Origin of the sequence: Neorhizobium puerariae (assembly GCF_042429745.1) — a bacterium.
GTDB classification, from domain to species: domain Bacteria; phylum Pseudomonadota; class Alphaproteobacteria; order Rhizobiales; family Rhizobiaceae; genus Neorhizobium; species Neorhizobium puerariae.
Window position 1 is genome coordinate 566,541 of the sequence record NZ_JBHMAA010000008.1, and the last position, 16,559, is coordinate 583,099.

Consider the following 16,559-nt stretch of genomic DNA (forward strand, 5'->3'; position numbering starts at 1 on the left):
CCATCGAATGCCGCTCAGGCGGCGAAACCGTAAAGACGCGCGGGATTGTCGACGAGCAGCCGCTGTCGGTCCTCCGCGCGGATCGCAAGGCGCGGAACGAGGTCCACGAGATCGGCCTCGTCGACCGGCTCCTTGAGGTTGGGATGCGGAAAATCCGTGCCCCACAGGGTTCTTCCGGGGCTCGCCTCCACGAGCGCCCGGGCGAACGGCACCGCCGCATCGAACGGGAAGGAGGAAATCCGCTCCGAGCCGCAGACCTTGATCCAGCAGTTCTCCTGCCGGGCGAGTTCGAGGAGCGTCTGGAACGCCGGCTGTTGCGTGCCGAGCCGGGTATCCACCCTGCCCATGTGGTCGATGACGTAAGGGACGGGCAGGCGCCGGATCACGCCGGAAAGCGGCACGATATCGACGGCGTCGAGATGCAGCACCGCATGCCAGCCGCGGCCCTTGATCCGGTCGATCACGCAGTCGAAGACGCCCATGTCCGGCGCTCCGCCGAGATGGCGGACGAAATTGAAGCGCACGCCGCGCACGCCGCCGTCGTCGAGCGCCTGATAGGCCTTGTCGTCGAACGTGTCGTCGACGACGGCGACGCCGCGATATCGGTGCGGACGCCAGGCGATCGCGTCCAGCATGGCGCGGTTGTCTGTCCCGTGGCAGCTCGCCTGCACGATCACGGCGCGATCGACGCCGAGCCGGTCGTGAAGCGCCGCCAGCGCCTCCCTTGGCGCATCCTCCGGCGTGTAGCGGCGGTTCGGCGCGTAGGGGAAGACCGCGCCCGGACCGAAGACGTGGCAATGGGCATCGCAGCCACCGGCGGGAAGAATGAAATCCGGTTTGCGGCGGTGCTGGGCATGGGGATCGCTCATGCTGTCCTTCCCTGGATGAGGTTGTCCGCCGCCGGCGACCCGGTGCCGGCGGCAAGGCTCCTGAAGCTCGCGTAGCTCGCTTCGACGATCTGGTGGACGGCGGCCTCCCGGTCTTCCCCGTTCACCGCCCCTTCCGAAAGGCGCGTCACGCGCTCCGGATTGACGAGGGCGTAATAAAGCGCGCCGAGCAGGAACTGGCTGCGCCAGACAAGACCTTCGAGCGGCGCACCCGGCACGCAGCCGGCCAGCGCGTCGATGAAGGCCCGGCTCGTCTCGTCGAAGGCATCGGCGATGATCTGGCGTGCGTCCGGGTTGCCTTCCGCCGACAGGACGGCGCGCATGCGCGTGAATTCGGCACCTCCGCCATCGCCTTCGCTGGAGGAGGTGAAGGCCGGCACCACATAGGCGCGCAGCACCGCCGCCAGCCGTTCGTCCGGATCGCTGATCCGGCGCGCCTCGCCCAGCAGTTCGAGACGGCGCGCATTCATCGGCTTCGTGTGGCGCTCGTAGATCTCCCTGAGAAGGTTGGCCTTCGAGCCGAAATGATAGGTGAGGCTGCCGACATTGGCGCCGGAAGCCTTGGCGATGTCGCGCAGCGACACGGCGTTGTATCCGCTGCGGGAAAACAGCGACACGGCGTTTCGGAGCAGGGTTTCGCGCAGGCTCGGGCGCATGATATTCTCATTGGTCGTTCGTATTTATAATTTGTACAAATGTACAAATTGAGGCCCGGAGTCAACTGTGGGTGAAAAAGATGCATGCGCCCCGTTTCCGGCGCGATCCGGATTTGACGTTGGTCAATGAGGGGCATAGACCCTCTGCCTAACGTCTTCCCGTCCTCAACAGCCAGAATGCTTCCATGCTCGAAACCCGCATCCGCCGCCCCTCGCTCCTCGACCGCGTCACCACCCCCCAGCAGGCCGCCAGTCTCATCAAGGACGGCATGATCATCGGCATGAGCGGGTTCACCCGCGCCGGCGACGCCAAGGCCGTGCCCATCGCCATGGCGGAGCGGGCGAAGACCGACCCGTTCAAGATCACGCTGATCACCGGCGCATCCCTCGGCCACGATATCGACCGGATGCTGACCGAAGCCCATGTGCTTGCGCGCCGCATGCCTTTCCAGTCGGACGCGACGCTGCGCAGCGCGATCAACCGCGGCGAGGTGATGTTCATCGACCAGCATCTTTCGGAGACGGTGGAGCATCTGCGCTCGAACCAGCTCGGCCCGATCGACTATGCGGTCATCGAGGCGGCGGCGATCACCGAGGACGGCGGCATCGTGCCGTCGACCTCGATCGGCAATTCCGCGAGCTTCGCGATCCTGGCGAAGAAGATCATCGTCGAGATCAATCTCAGCCAGCCGGCCGAGCTCGAAGGCCTGCACGACATCTACATTCCGACGAAGCGCCCGTCGCGTGTGCCGATCCCGGTCGTGGCCTGCGACAGCCGCGTCGGTTTTTCCTACGTGCCGATCGACCCCGAGAAGATCGCCGCGATCGTCGTGACCGACGAGAAGGACAGTTTCTCGACCGTCGAACCTTCCGACACGGACACCAGGGCGATTGCCGGCCACCTCATCCGTTTCCTGGAGGAGGAAGTCGCCAGGGGCCGGCTCGACCTGACGCTGCAGCCGCTGCAGGCGGGTATCGGAACCATCGCCAATTCCGTGCTGACGGGCCTTGCCGACGGACCCTTCCATCACCTGCGCATGTATAGCGAGGTCCTGCAGGACAGCACGTTCGACCTCTTCGACGCCGGAAAGCTGTCGTTTGCCTCCGGCTCCTCGATCACGCTTTCGGCAGGCTGTGCCGAGCGGGTCTTCGGCCAGTTCCACAAGTACCGCGACAAGCTGGTGCTGCGCCCGCAGGAGATCAGCAACCATCCGGAGGTGATCCGCAGGCTCGGCGTCATCGGCATCAACACGGCGCTCGAGGTGGATATCTACGGCAACGTCAATTCCACCCATGTGAACGGCACGCATATGATGAACGGCATCGGCGGCTCGGGCGATTTCGCCCGCAACGCCTATCTGTCGATCTTCGTCAGCAAGTCGGTGGCCAAGGGCGGCAGGCTTTCCTCCGTGGTTCCCATGGTGCCGCATGTGGACCATACCGAACACGACGTGGACATCATCGTCACCGAAAACGGTCTGGCGGACCTGCGCGAGCTTGCGCCCCGCGAACGCGCCGGGCAGATCATCGCCAACTGTTCCCATCCGGATTTCCGGGATGATCTGGCGGACTATTTCCAGCGCGCCTCGGCGCGCGGCGGACAGACGCCCCATCTTCTCGAAGAGGCGTTCTCCTGGCACGAAAGAAGCCGCCAGACAGGCACGATGCGCCGCGCCTGACGGTTGCCCGGAAGACAGAAATACGGATGCCGTGGCGGTCGGGCAGGTGAAGGCGGAAGAGGGCAGGGATGCCCTCTTTCCTGTCCGGAAAATCGGGCAGGCGCTCCCGGCGCGCTGGCATGCGAGGTCGATGCGATCATGCGGAACGGCGTGTGACGGTGGCAAAGCCTGAGCCGGTTCACGCCCGCCGGTGTTTGGGTGAGACGCCGTAGGTCTTCTTGAAGGCCGTGGTGAAGCTCGAGGGGTTGCGGTATCCGGCGATATAGGCGGCCTGCGAGATCGGAATGCCATCCCTTTCCAGGGCGGAGCGAGCCATCTCCAGCCGCTTCTGGCGGATGAAATCCGACACCGTCATGCCGAACCGTTCCTTGAAGTGCCGCTGCATCGACGAGGTGCTGACGCCCACATGGCGCGCGATGCGGTCGAGCGTCAGGTTCTCGCGGACATGGGCGAGAATATAGTCGCGAACCCTTTCGCCCTGCAGCCGGCTCAGCACGGTCGGTCGGTGCGGCGTTTCCGTTTCGGCACTGACCAGGATGGCGCAGGCCTGGCACAGGATGTCGAAGGCATGGGCGTTGCGGTAGAGCGTCAGAAGCTCGCCGGTCATCGCCGTCGGCGGCTTGACGATGTGCTCGGCGACCTGGACCAGATGTCTGTTCGGACTGAAGCGGAACTCGGCGAGGTGCCGGGAGAAAAACGATCTCAGCTTCGGCATGCTCGTGGGCTGGGACTTGATCAGCCGTTCGATCCAGGGAAGCGGCGCGGAGATCATCACCTTGCGCAGGGGCGTCTCGGTCTCGTTGATGAACTGCAATTTGCAGCCGCGTGCCACGTTCAGCATGAAAACCAGCGGTTCGGCGCTGCCGGCATCGCCCGCATCGATCCGGAAATGCTCGCCGTCCATCACGAAGTGCTGCTGCCCCTGAAGCAGGACCATCACCAGGAATTTCGGCCAGACGTCATGGAGATTGTCGTTCGGCGTGCATGTCGATGGGCCATCGATGGCGCCCACGAACAGGTGCTGGGGGATTTCCGGTTTGATCCTGATGTTCAATTCGTCGTCCTTCCCATCGCCCGCCCGTGAGCGAGACATCGGGCGATGCGGCTTGTGCGTAGTTCTTTGCCGTTTTTGCGAAAGTCTTTCTGATCGACAGCCCGCTTAGGCTACCCGTATACATGACAATGTCAATCAAGTTTAGCGCCGGTTCCCGCCGGCGCTCATCGCATGTGAGTGGGGCAATGAGGGGAATTTCGCCGTCGATGGCTGGATATCGCATCGGGCTGCTGGCTGCAGCGAGCATCATCGCTTTGAACGCCGCCATGGCGCAGGAACAGACCGGTTCGCAAGAGGATACCGAACTGAAACCGATCGTCATCCGCGGCGAAGGTGCGGAAAAGGGGACCGGCCCGGTCGAAGGTTACGTCGCAAAACAGAGCACTGCGGGAACCAAGACCGACACGCCGATCGCCAGGACGCCGCAATCCGTGAGCGTCGTCTCGAAAGACCAGATCCAGGATCAGCATGCGCAATCGGTCGCGGAAGCGCTTCGCTACACGCCCGGGGTCTTCACCGAATATCGCGGCGCATCCAACCTGCGCGACGAACTCTTCGTCCGCGGCTTCTATTACGTCCCGAAATATCTCGACGGCCTGTTCCTCGCCAGCGATCTCTCCTACGCGAAGATCGATCCCTATCTGCTCGAAAGGGTGGAGCTGCTGTCGGGGCCTTCCTCCATCCTCTATGGCCAGGCCAATCCCGGTGGCGTCGTCAACATGGTCAGCAAGAAGCCCACGGAAACGCCGCTTCACGAAGTCGAGTTTTCCTTCGGGACGGACAGGTATTTCTCCGCCGGCCTCGACATCGGCAACAGGATCGACGACACGCTGGCCTATCGCATCGCCATATCGGGGCTCAGCCGCGACCTGCAGGAGGACTACGCCGAACAGCGGTCCTTCGCGATCGCCCCCTCGATCACCTGGGCTCCCGATGAGGGAACGTCGCTGACGGTCCTCGGCGGCTACCAGAACGAGCCCGACGCCGGTTTCCGAAATTTCCTCGACGCGGCCGGCACGGTCTATCCGATCGCAGGCTTCGGTTACGTGCCGCGCGACTTCTTCGTCTCCGATCCCGATTTCGAGCGCGCGGAGCGCGAACAGGCCTGGATCGGCTACCAGTTCGAGCATGAGCTGACGGACGACATTACCTTCCGGCAGAACGCCCGCTATCATTGGGTGGATTGGCTGCATCATACCCTTGTCTACGGCAGTGCCAGCGCCGATCCGGCGACAGGGGCGAACACCATCGTCAGCCGGTCCGCCAGCGGCGGAACGGAGACCTGGCACCAGTTCACTATCGACAATCAGGTGGAGGCCAGGTTCGAGACGGGAGCCGCGCAACACACGCTTCTCGGCGGGCTGGATTTCCAATATCGCCATCGGGACTATCAATGGGGCCGCACCTCCGTGCCGAGCATCAACATAGCCGATCCGCAATATGGCGGTTTCGACTATGACTCCCTCGTCCTGACGACCACGAGCCTTCAGGAACTGAAGGCCTGGCAGACGGGGATCTATCTCCAGGACCAGGTCGAGATCGGCAGGCTCAACCTGCTGGCGGGCATCCGCTACGACTGGGCCGGCACGGATATCGACGACCGGCTGGCCACGAACAACGACCAGTCCTACGACGACGGAGCCTTCACCTGGCGTGCCGGCGCGCTTTATGCCTTCGACAATGGCATCGCGCCCTATGTCAGCTATGCGACGTCCTTCGAACCTGCGCTGTATACGCCGCCGGCCGGTGCAGGGGCCTTTTCGCCGACCATGGCCGAACAGTTCGAGGTCGGCGTGAAATATGCCCCCGAGGGCGGCAACATCCTTCTCACCGCGGCCTACTACGATCTCACCCAGAACGATGTCGTCAGCGGCACATGGGATTCGGCATTGGACCAGACGGTCTATTCCCAGATCGGCAAGATCCACAACCGGGGTCTGGAACTGTCTGCCCGTGCCGAAATCACCAGCAATCTCTCCCTGATCGCCGGTTACAGCTATATCGATTCCGAGGTCAAGGAATCCGTCGACACGTCGGAGGTTGGCAAGACGCCGGCCCGTATACCGCGACATCAAGCTTCGCTCTGGGCCACCTATGGTTTCGACCAGGGCGCGCTGGACGGCCTCACGGTCGGCGGCGGCATACGCTATATCGGTTCGAGCTGGGGCAACGGCGGCAACACGTTCAAGGTCGACGACGTCACGCTCTTCGACGCGATGGTATCCTACGACTTCGGCGCGGCGAACCCGGACTGGGAGGGGCTGTCGCTGCAGGTCAACGTCAAGAATATCGGCGATGAGCGATATGTCGCATCCTGCGCCACCGCCTATGCCTGCTTCTATGGCGAGGGGCGCAGCATCGTAGCCACATTGAAGAAGCGCTGGTGATGTTGCGAATTGTACGGTTCTGTATCCTGGTCGCGGCGGTGGTCCCGATGATTTCGTCCGAAGCCTCTTCCGAACCCCTGCCGCCGCCGGCCGTTCTGGCGATCGGGGAAAAGGCGTCCGGAAAGATCGGGGAGATTGGGGGACGGCAGGTTTTCGATCCGGGCGCTTCGGCAGGCGACTATCTCAAAGGCCGCCTGACTGTGGAGGCCGGGCGCTTTGATCTCGATCTGGTCGATCCGCAGGGCGGGTATGTCCGGCGGCTCGCCGGGGACGCCGCCGGCATTGCGGAGTTCCAGTTCGTGGCCGGCGATCGGCCGGATCGCCTGGTCGTCACCGCAAGGCAGCCGGCCGGCAGCTATTCGCTGGTCGTCGAGAAGCGAGTCCCGGTGGCCGAGCAGCGGACGCCCCGGCCTGCCTATCTCAGCCGCATCATTGCCGATGCCGCCGCGGGGATCGAGGCGGGGCGATCGACCGAAGCGTTCTGGCAAATGGTCGGCGAGCGCGGCACGCCGCTGGTGGAGGATGGTTCCGCCGGCCGCAGGATCGTGACCTTCGTCGGCCGGGGTGCGAAGCGCAATATCCGGCTCTTCGGCGCGCCTTCGGGCGACCACGAGGAATTGCAGCGGCTTGCCGGCTCCGACATCTGGTTCCGCAGCTTCGAAGTGCCTGCCGCGACGCGGCTGTCCTACCAGCTTGCATTCGACGTGCCGGATCTGCCGGGTACGCCGCGCGAAAGGCGAGTCGCCATTCTGGCCACCGCGAAGGCCGATCCCCTGAACCGTCACCCCTGGCCGGCCGATGCCGTCGATGCCTACGATCAGGACTCGATCCTTAAACTGGAGGACGCCCCGCCGCAGCCTTGGCTCGAAGGGAAGGAGGGCCCGCAAGGGGCGTTGACCCGGTTTTCGCTTGCAAGCCGCACGCTCGGGAACACGCGTGAAATCACGGTCTACCGTCCGGCAGGTTTCGTGCCGGAAGCGGAAGACAACGTCCTGCTCTTTGTCTTCGATGCGGATGAATACACGAACCGGGTTCCGGTGCCGAGGATACTCGACAATATGATCGCCGCGGGAGCGATCCCGCCGACCCTCGCGGTATTCGTCGCCAATCCGGATGGACCGGCGCGGGCGCGGGAATTGCCTGCAAATCCGCAGTTTGCGGAATTCATGGCGAAGGAATTGCTTCCGCGCATCCTGCAGGAGACCGGGCTTGCCGCCCGCCCCGAACGCACGGTACTTGCCGGGTCGAGTTACGGCGGGCTTGCCGCGACCACCGTCGCCATGCGTCATCCCGAGGCCTTCGGCAACGTCCTGTCCATGTCGGGTTCGTTCTGGTGGAGCCCGCCCGGCACGCCGGAGGACCGCGCGGAATATGTCGCGGGCCTTGTCGCGGAAAATCCGCCGCCGAACCTGCGGTTTTTCCTGTCGGCCGGACTGTTCGAGACCGCCCATGGCGGAGCAGCCGGCATTCTCGAGACCAACCGTCACCTGCGCGACCTGCTTCGCGCCAGGGACGTTCCCGTGGTCTATCGGGAATATGCCGGAGGCCACGACTATCTAATATGGCGCGGGGTCATTTCCGATGGATTGATCGCACTGTTTCCGCGTGACCGGAAATAGAAACTCAATGCTTTCATCTTGATGAAAACATGAGTAAGGGAGTGATGTTTCCATTGCCGGCTTGCAGCGGCGCATATCCGCAGGCCGGCCGGTCGGCCTGATCGCCGGCCCCTGAACATCCAGGAAGGCCTTGCCGCGATGCCGGCCTTTAAGTGAAAGTGGGCGAAGAAAATGAGATATTCCGGAATAGCCGTCGCGGTCGCCGCCATTGCCTTTGCGTTCGCAGCCAATGCCGTCGAGATATCCACCGCCAAGGGGCCGGTGACGGTGGCGGACACGCCGAAGAAGATAGCCGTCTACGACATGGCCGCGATCGACACTTTGGATCGCCTCGGAATCCGCCCCGCCGGCGTGCCGAAAAAGCTCTATGTCTCCGAACTGGAGCACGTCAAGGAAGGCGCGGACGTGGTGGGCGACCTCTTCGAGCCGGATCTTGAGGCCTTGAGCGCTCTTGGGCCGGACCTTGTCATCGTCGGCGGCCGTTCGTCCGCCAAGGCGGCGGCGGTCGCCCGGGTCGCCCCGACGATCGACATGACGATGGACGGCGACGACCTGCTCAGGCAGGCGAAGGAAAGGCTGGCGGGCTACGGCGCGCTGTTCGGGAAATCGCAGGAGGCCGAGGCCGCCCTGCGTGAGCTGGACGCCGAGGTTCAGGCGGCCAGAGCGGCGGTTGCGGGCAAGGGCAAAGGGATGGTCGTCATGACGAACGGCCCCAAGATTTCCGCCTACGGACCCGGCTCGCGCTTCGGCTGGGTTCATGCCGCATTGCAGCTTCCGCCCGCCGTTCCCGACATCGAGGCCGCGACGCACGGGGAAGCCGTTTCCTTCGAGTTCATCCGCAAGGCCAATCCCGATTGGCTGCTCGTGCTCGACCGGGCTGCGGCCATCGGCTCCGGCGAGCAACTGGCGCAGGCCACGCTCGATAACGAACTCGTTGCCGAAACCACCGCCTGGAAGAAGGGGCAGGTCATCTATCTGCCGGCCGCGGAATTCTATATTTCCGCCGGCGGCGTGCAGTCCATGCAGCGCGTGATGGACACGATCGCGAAGGCCTTCGCCGCCGCCCGATGAATGCCGTCCCGTCGCCAGCGCCCCTGCGAACGCTGATCGCAAGCCTCGGGCTTGCGGTCCTGTTCGTGCTCAGCCTTTCGGTCGGCGTCAGCGACCTGCCGCTCGCCCGGCTTCTGGACGATCCGGAAGCGCTTCAGCTTCTGCTCGTCAGCAGGCTGCCGCGCACGTTCGCCGCCCTGCTTGCGGGGGCCGGACTTGCGATTGCCGGGCTCATCATGCAGACGCTCGCCCGCAACCGCTTCGTCGAGCCGGCCACGGCCGGGACCGCCCAGAGCGCGGAGCTCGGCATCCTCGTCGCAACCCTTCTCTGGCCGGGAATCTCGCTGCCGTTGAAGACCCTGTTTGCCGGCGGCGTCGCGCTTGCCGGCACGTCCGTCTTCCTGGCGACCGCGCATCGGCTGCCGCCGGCGCAGCCTTTCCTCGTGCCGCTGTTCGGGATCGTCTATGGCGGCGTCATCGGGGCTGCCGCCACGTTCGTGGCGTGGCAGGCCGATCTCCTGCAATTCCTGTCCATCTGGACCAACGGCGATTTCTCAGGCGTGCTGCGTGGCCGGTACGAACTGCTCTGGATCGCCGCGTTGATGGTGGCGATCGCCTGGTTCGTCGCGGACCGGCTGACCATCATGGCGCTGGGCCGCGACGCGAGCATCGGGCTCGGCATCGATTACGCGCGCATGATGCAGCTCGGCCTCGTCATCGTCTCCGTCATTTCCGCGCTCACCGTCGTCGTGGTCGGCATGATCCCCTTCGTCGGGCTTGTCGTGCCGAACATCGTCTCCCGGCTGATGGGCGACAACCTGCGGGGGACGCTTGCCTGGGTGGCGGCAACCGGCGCGGCCCTGGTGCTCGGCTGCGACATCATCGGCCGGCTGATCCGCTTTCCCTACGAAATCCCCGTCGGCACGGTCATGGGCGTTGTCGGCGGTTCCGTCTTCCTCTGGCTCCTCTTTCGTCGTGCCGACCATGCCTGACCGCCGCCTCATCGGCCTCGGCCTGGCCGCAATCGTCTGCGTGGCCGCCTTCCTGGCGATCGGGCTGCGGGGCAATATCGCCTTCGTGCTGGAATTGCGGGCCGTCAAGCTGGCGGCGCTTCTCCAGGTCGGCGTCTCGATCGCGATCTCCACGGTGATCTTCCAGACGGTCACCGGAAACCGGATACTGACGCCGTCGATCATGGGGCTCGACGCCCTGTATCTTTTCGGCCAGATGCTCATGGTCTTCCTTCTGGGTGGCATCGGATATGTCTCGCTCGACCCCCGGCTGAAATTCGGCGTGGAGGTCCTCCTGCTGATGGGATTGGCCTGCGCGCTGCTGATGCCGATGTTGAGGCAGCGCCTGGACATGGGCCTGATGCTGCTTGCCGGCGTCATTTTCGGCGTGCTGTTCCGCAGCCTCCAGGCGCTGCTCGCGCGCCTCATCGATCCGAATGAATTCGCGGTGGCGCAGGGCGCAAGCTTCGCCAATTTCAACACGGTCCGCACCGACCTGCTGGTCTTCGCTACGATCGTCACCGTTGCCGCCGCGGCGATCGCCTGGCGCGCACGGCATGTGCTCGATATCGTTTCGCTGGGTTCGGATGCGGCGACCGGCCTCGGTATTTCCTGGACACGCACCGTGACGGGCCTGCTGCTGCTCGTTTCGGCGCTGGTCGCCGTCTCGACGGCGCTTGTCGGCCCGGTGGCGTTTTTCGGCCTGCTGGTCGTCGCTCTTGCCGAGCGCATCGCGGACACCCGGCGGCATGCGATATTGCTGCCGGCAGCGGCGCTGACCGCGATCGTCATTCTCGTCGGCGGGCAGAGCCTTTTCCAGCATGGGCTGGGCAACAGTTCGGCGTTGAGCGTCGTCATCGAGTTCGTCGGCGGGATCGCCTTCCTCCTGCTGTTGATCCTGGGGGGCCGCAGATGATCCGGATAGAAAACGTCTCGCTCGAATACCGGACGACGCCGGTCCTGCACGACGTCAGCCTGACGATCCCGAAAGGGGGCATCACCGCCCTGATCGGCCCGAACGGCGCGGGCAAGTCCTCGCTTCTGTCGCTCGTCGCCAGGCTCCAGCCGTTGCGGAAGGGCGCGATCAGCATCGACGGCCTGAATGTCGGCAGCACGCCCAGCCGGGAGCTTGCGAAGGTCATCGCCATATTGCGGCAGGATTCGGTGATCGCCAGCAGGCTTCGCGTGCGCGAACTTGTCGGTTTCGGCCGTTTCCCGCATGGCCGCGGACGGCTGACGCAGGAGGACCGGGCGATCATCGACCAGTCGCTCCGGCAGTTCGATCTCACCGATCTCGCCGATCGTTTCATCGAGACGCTGTCGGGCGGGCAGCGGCAGCGCGCGCTCGTCGCCATGACTTTCGCCCAGGGGACGGATTACCTGCTGCTCGATGAGCCGCTCAACAATCTCGACATGTATTATGCCCGCGAACTGATGCGGTCGCTACGCGCCGTCGCGGATGAAAGCGGCAAGACGGTCGTCATCGTGCTGCACGACATCAACCAGGCGAGCGCCTATGCGGACCGGATCGTTGCGATGAAGGGAGGGCGGGTCGCGGCGGACGGGCCGCCCGGCGACATCCTCACGCCCGATATCCTGGAGGGTATTTTCGGGTTCCGCATGCGTGTCGAGACCTTCGAAGGCAAGCCCTTGGTCTTGCACCATCTTTAAACCGCTCCAGCCTCAGTCGCGCAGCAGCGGAAGCAACTGGTCGCCCTGCCGCCCGATTTCGGACAGGTAAGGCGTGTCGGAGAGCACGAACTGGGTGATGCCGAGATCCCGGTATCTGCGCAGCGAGCGGGCGACGTCTTCCGCCGAGCCGACCAGCCATGTGGTGCCGGCGCCGCCCCCGCCATACCTGCCCGGCGCGGTATAGAGGTTGTCGTCGAGGACGTCGCCGCGCTGGTGCAGATCGAGGAGCCGCCGCTGGCCGACCGCAACGGCCCGTTTGTGGTCGTTCCAGCCGGCGCCCTGGCTCCTGGCCATCTCGGCGACCTTCGCCTCGGCATCGGCCCAGGCCTGTTCCGTGGTGTCGCGGACGAGGGTGGTGATGCGCAGGCCGAATTCCAGCGCGGGCAGGTCGCGGTCCAGTTCCCGGCTCAGCCGCCTGAGCCGTTCGATCCGCTCCCGGATGCCGTCGAGCGGCTCGCCCCAGAAGAGCTGGACATCGGCCTCGGCGGCGGAGACGCGCTCGGCCGCTTCGGAGGCGCCGCCGAAATAGAGCCTGGGGTGCCGGCGGTCGCCGCGGGCCTGGATGCGCGGTACCACGGTGGACCCGTCGACCCGGAAATGCTCGCCATCGTGGGTGACGTTCTCCTCGGTCCACAGCCGGCGGACCAGCCGCATGAATTCCCTGGTGCGGGCATAGCGGTGGGGCTGGTCGCCCTCGCTGTCGCCGTAGGCTGCGAGATTGTCCTGTCCCGACACGATGTTGACCCGCACCCGGCCGCCCGTGAGGTGGTCCAGCGTGGCGGCCGCGGAAGCGAAGTTCGCCGGCCGCCAATAACCCGGGCGGATCGCGATGAGCGGTTCGAACGTGGTGGTGCGCGCTGCGAGCGAGGCGGCGACGGTGAATGTATCGGGTCTGCCCCAGCCGGTGCCGATGAGCGCACCCTTCCAGCCGTGTTCCTCCAGCGCCCTTGCCTGGCTGGTCAGCGTATCGAGGCTGTTGTGGTTCTCGATGACGGCATCGCCCCGATGACCGGCTTTGACGTCGTTCGGGATATACCAGAGAAATTCGGAATTGCCGCTCATGCGATGCCTGTGGTTTCGGGTGACTGGATGACGGGATCAGGCGGGGGTGGCCGCCTGTGCCGTTTCGCAGGACCTGCGGCCGTCTCCGCCACAGGTTTCAGGACGCAGGGTGCGTAATTTCCTATGAAAACTGTAGACTGTTTATTTCTTTCGTCCGGCGATTGGGAGAAAATCGTCCCCGGAAGAGGCGATGGCTTGAACCCTTGTCCCCGCCGCCGGTCATTTGACGCGGGCGAGACGATGCGCGGCTGCGGACGGGAGCTCCCGTGCTCCGTCGCAGGGGCAAGTTGCTTGAAGCGAGGCGTCTACTGTGCGACGATCCCGGCGGGAGGAAGTCTGCATGGTGTCGACGCTGTCGCACATTCGCGAGATCGAGCGTGTCGCCATGGGTGCGATGAGCCCGCGCGACGCGCCCGTCATCCAGTCCTGGCTGCGCTGCCTCAACGATTACAAGCTCGACCCTGCCACCGCGCAGGAAGCCTATATCGTGCCGGAGGCGACGCTGCGCGAGCATCGCGAGCAGGCCGAGGAACTGATCCGCATCGGCCGTTCCGGCCTGGAGGCGCTCTTCAACCAGGTCGCCGGGCAGCACTATGTGCTGCTCCTGTCCGATGCGCGTGGCGTGACGGTCGATTTCATGGGTGACCCGACATTCGACAACCTGCTCCGCAAGGCGGGCCTCTACCTGGGCTCCGAATGGTCGGAAAACCGTGCCGGAACCTGCGCCGTCGGCGCCTGCATCGTCTCCGGCGAGCCGGTCATCATCCACCAGGACGATCATTTCGATACCAGCCACATAGGGCTGACCTGCACGGCAGCCCCGGTTTTCGACACGCTGGGCGACCTGACCGCCGTGCTCGACATCTCGCAGCTCCGCTCGCCGACCGCCAAGGCGAGCCAGCAGCTCGCGCTTCATCTCGTCGCCTCGACCGCGCGCCGCATCGAGCTTGCCAATCTGATGACGCGCACGCGCAACGACTGGGTGCTGCGGCTGGCGCGTTCGCCGGAATTCCTCGACGTCGACCCGGATGCGGCGATCGCGCTCGATGGAAGCGGCCGCATCACCGGCATGACGCATGGCGGCTTCGGCTCGCTCGCCCGAGCGATGAACATGAAGGGCCTTTCCACGCGCCGCTTCATCGGCCAGTCGATTTCGGATTTCTTCGACATAGAGGTGGACGACCTGCCGCGGCTGATGCGCGGGCGGCCGAACGGAGAGCGGCTGCTCCGGGCGAAAAACGGCCTTGCCCTTTTCGCCAGCGCCATCGCGCCGGTCGTCAGTTTTCGAGGGGCGGAAGAGCCTGCCGCACGCCTGCCGCGGGCGCTTCGCGACCTGAGCTTCGGCGATCCGGCGATGGAAAAGCTGCAGGCGCGCGCGGCCAAGCTCGCGGCCCGGGAGATTCCCATCCTCATCCGGGGCGAAACCGGCACCGGCAAGGAGTATCTGGCGCGTGCAATTCATGAAAGCTGCGGCTCTTCCGGCAATTTCGTGCCGGTCAACTGCGCGGCGATTCCCGAGCACCTGATCGAATCCGAGCTTTTCGGCTATGCGCCGGGCGCCTTTACCGGCGCGAACCAGAAAGGCAAGCGCGGGCTCATCGAGGAAGCGAACGGCGGAACGCTCTTCCTCGACGAGATCGGCGATATGCCGCTTGCGCTGCAGAGCAGGCTTCTCCGGGTGCTGTCGGAAAACGAGGTGCAGGCCGTGGGGGCGCTGAAAGCGCGTCCCGTGCGCATGCGCGTCCTGTCCGCATCCCACCGCGATCTCGCCGAACTCGTGGCCGAGGGCCGCTTCCGGCAGGATCTCTATTTCCGGCTGAACGCCGTGACGCTGGCGCTGCCTGCGCTCCGGGAGCGGCGGGACATGGCTCGGCTGGTCGACCATCTGCTGCGCCGCATCGGAGACGAGAACCAGGAGAACTATCGGCTCGACGGCGCCGCGCGGGCCGCGTTGATGCGGTACGACTGGCCGGGAAATCTGCGTGAACTTTCCAATGCGCTGCGGGTTGCCGCAGCACTTTCCGATCGCGGCATCATCGATGTCGATTGCCTGCCGGACTACCTGTCGGCCGGCCGGAAGGGACAGCATGCGTCAGGCGGGGAAGACGACCTCAGGCGAGCCCTCGGCGAATGCGGCAACAATGTCTCGGCGCTTGCGCGCAAGCTCGGCGTCAACCGCTCGACGATCCATCGGCGGCTGAGGCGCCGGGAGTGATGCAGGCGCTGCGCCACCTGTTGCAGCACAAGTGTTGCACGCCTTGCGGGCGTCTTCTCGCTGCCTTTGTAATCTACTGAAAAGGATGGATTTTTCGTAGCCGGCAATTCTGGCACGGCGCTTGCTGACCTCTTTGTCGCAAGAACGACCAGGAGGAAACAGCAAATGCAAGCACTCCGCTTCCATGCGGCGAAGGACCTGCGCATCGAGGACATTCCGGCGCCGGGCGCACCCGGCGAGAGCGAGGTCCTGATCGAGAACCGCTTCTGCGGCATATGCGGCACGGACCTGCACGAATATGCCTATGGACCGATTTTCGTGCCGAAGGAGCCGCATCCCTTCACCAAGGCCCACGGCCCGCAGGTGCTCGGCCATGAATTCGGCGGCGTGGTGACGGCGGTCGGGGCCGGCGTCACGCATGTGAAGGCCGGCGACCGCGTTTCGGTACAGCCGCTCATCATGCCGCGCGTCGGAGACTATTATGCGGAACGGGGCCTCTTCCATCTGAGTTCGCAGCTCGCTCTCGTCGGCCTCTCCTGGCATTCAGGCGGCATGGCGAAGGCCGCGCTGCTCAACGACTACAATGTCCAGCCGATACCCGACAGCCTGAGCGACGAGGAGGCGGCGCTCGTCGAGCCGACCGCCGTTGCCGTTTATGCCTGCGACCGGGCGGGCGTCACGGCGGGCAACAGCGTGCTCGTGACCGGAGCCGGGCCGATCGGCATCCTGACCGCCATGGCCGCGCGGGCGGCCGGTGCGACCCAGATCTTCGTATCCGACCTCAACGACACCCGCCTGAGGCTTGCGAAGGAAGCGCTGGGCGAGGTGAGGACGATCAATCCGAAATCCGAGAAGGTCGGCGACGTCGTTCGCGCGGAAACGGAAGGTGGCGTCGGCTGCGATGTCGCGATCGAATGCGTCGGCAACGAGCATGCGCTCAAGGCTTGCGCCGATGCCGTGCGCAAGCAGGGCGTGGTCGTCCAGACGGGGCTGCATCCCGGTGAAAACCCGCTCAACTGGTTCGATGTGACCTTCAAGGACATCGATATCCGCGGCTCCTGGGCCTATCCGACGCACTACTGGCCGCGCGTCTCGCGCCTGATCGCCAGCGGACAGATCCCCGCGCGGAAGATCGTCACCAGGCTCGTATCCCTGTCGGAGGCGGTGACGGAGGGTTTCGACCAGCTTCTCGACCCCGCCGGCAGGCACCTGAAGATCCTCATCGATCTGTCCCGATAGGCGATCCAC

13 protein-coding genes are annotated in these 16,559 nt (G+C 64.9%); 9 read left to right on the plus strand and 4 right to left on the minus strand.

Annotated features, from left to right (window positions below; genetic code table 11):
• Positions 1 to 14 precede the first annotated feature (14 nt).
• Together ACFFP0_RS08030 and ACFFP0_RS08035 are read right to left on the minus strand one after the other, a co-directional pair.
• A complete protein-coding gene (locus ACFFP0_RS08030; protein ID WP_377258632.1) occupies positions 15 to 869 on the minus strand; it encodes an amidohydrolase family protein in 855 nt (284 codons plus the stop codon).
• Positions 866 to 1,543: a TetR/AcrR family transcriptional regulator gene (locus tag ACFFP0_RS08035; RefSeq protein ID WP_377258635.1), complete on the minus strand. Its 678-nt coding sequence runs from the start codon at positions 1,541 to 1,543 to the stop codon at positions 866 to 868. The genes ACFFP0_RS08030 and ACFFP0_RS08035 overlap by 4 nt, the downstream gene beginning before the upstream one ends.
• Positions 1,544 to 1,728: 185 nt before the next feature.
• Here ACFFP0_RS08035 and scpC point away from each other — a divergent pair, with 185 nt between their 5' ends.
• Entirely contained in the window at positions 1,729 to 3,222 is a 1,494-nt protein-coding gene (gene scpC, locus ACFFP0_RS08040) for a succinyl-CoA:acetate CoA-transferase ScpC (RefSeq protein ID WP_377258637.1), read from the plus strand.
• Positions 3,223 to 3,400: 178 nt separating this feature from the next.
• Here the strand turns inward: scpC and ACFFP0_RS08045 are convergent, their stop codons facing one another.
• A complete protein-coding gene (locus ACFFP0_RS08045; RefSeq protein WP_377258640.1) occupies positions 3,401 to 4,276 on the minus strand; it encodes a helix-turn-helix transcriptional regulator in 876 nt (291 codons plus the stop codon).
• A 206-nt stretch (positions 4,277 to 4,482) separates the two neighbouring features.
• Between ACFFP0_RS08045 and ACFFP0_RS08050 the strand changes: the two genes are divergently transcribed.
• The 6 genes from ACFFP0_RS08050 to ACFFP0_RS08075 all read left to right on the plus strand — a co-directional run bounded on the left by ACFFP0_RS08050 (position 4,483) and on the right by ACFFP0_RS08075 (position 12,013).
• The gene (locus tag ACFFP0_RS08050) at positions 4,483 to 6,663 is read left to right on the plus strand and encodes a TonB-dependent siderophore receptor (RefSeq protein WP_377258643.1); all 2,181 of its coding nucleotides are present in this window, start codon (positions 4,483 to 4,485) and stop codon (positions 6,661 to 6,663) included.
• A complete protein-coding gene (locus tag ACFFP0_RS08055) occupies positions 6,663 to 8,282 on the plus strand; it encodes an alpha/beta hydrolase-fold protein (protein WP_377258646.1) in 1,620 nt (539 codons plus the stop codon). The genes ACFFP0_RS08050 and ACFFP0_RS08055 overlap by 1 nt, the downstream gene beginning before the upstream one ends.
• Before the next feature lie 171 nt (positions 8,283 to 8,453).
• Positions 8,454 to 9,353, plus strand: coding sequence for a siderophore ABC transporter substrate-binding protein (locus ACFFP0_RS08060; protein ID WP_377258649.1), 900 nt, complete (start codon positions 8,454 to 8,456; stop codon positions 9,351 to 9,353).
• Positions 9,350 to 10,324, plus strand: coding sequence for an ABC transporter permease (locus ACFFP0_RS08065; RefSeq protein ID WP_377258652.1), 975 nt, complete (start codon positions 9,350 to 9,352; stop codon positions 10,322 to 10,324). The genes ACFFP0_RS08060 and ACFFP0_RS08065 overlap by 4 nt, the downstream gene beginning before the upstream one ends.
• The gene (locus tag ACFFP0_RS08070; RefSeq protein WP_377258655.1) at positions 10,317 to 11,258 is read left to right on the plus strand and encodes an iron chelate uptake ABC transporter family permease subunit; all 942 of its coding nucleotides are present in this window, start codon (positions 10,317 to 10,319) and stop codon (positions 11,256 to 11,258) included. Before ACFFP0_RS08065 ends, ACFFP0_RS08070 begins: the two co-directional genes overlap by 8 nt.
• Entirely contained in the window at positions 11,255 to 12,013 is a 759-nt protein-coding gene (locus tag ACFFP0_RS08075; RefSeq protein ID WP_377258658.1) for an iron ABC transporter ATP-binding protein, read from the plus strand. The genes ACFFP0_RS08070 and ACFFP0_RS08075 overlap by 4 nt, the downstream gene beginning before the upstream one ends.
• A gap of 12 nt (positions 12,014 to 12,025) precedes the next feature.
• Here the strand turns inward: ACFFP0_RS08075 and ACFFP0_RS08080 are convergent, their stop codons facing one another.
• Positions 12,026 to 13,096, minus strand: a complete 1,071-nt coding sequence (locus ACFFP0_RS08080; protein WP_377258661.1) for an LLM class flavin-dependent oxidoreductase — start codon at positions 13,094 to 13,096, stop codon at positions 12,026 to 12,028.
• Between the two features lie 340 nt (positions 13,097 to 13,436).
• On the opposite strand from ACFFP0_RS08080, the gene ACFFP0_RS08085 reads away from it, so the two are divergent.
• Positions 13,437 to 15,311: a sigma-54-dependent Fis family transcriptional regulator gene (locus ACFFP0_RS08085; RefSeq protein WP_377258664.1), complete on the plus strand. Its 1,875-nt coding sequence runs from the start codon at positions 13,437 to 13,439 to the stop codon at positions 15,309 to 15,311.
• A 165-nt stretch (positions 15,312 to 15,476) separates the two neighbouring features.
• Entirely contained in the window at positions 15,477 to 16,550 is a 1,074-nt protein-coding gene (locus ACFFP0_RS08090) for a 2,3-butanediol dehydrogenase (RefSeq protein ID WP_377258667.1), read from the plus strand.
• Positions 16,551 to 16,559 lie beyond the last annotated feature (9 nt).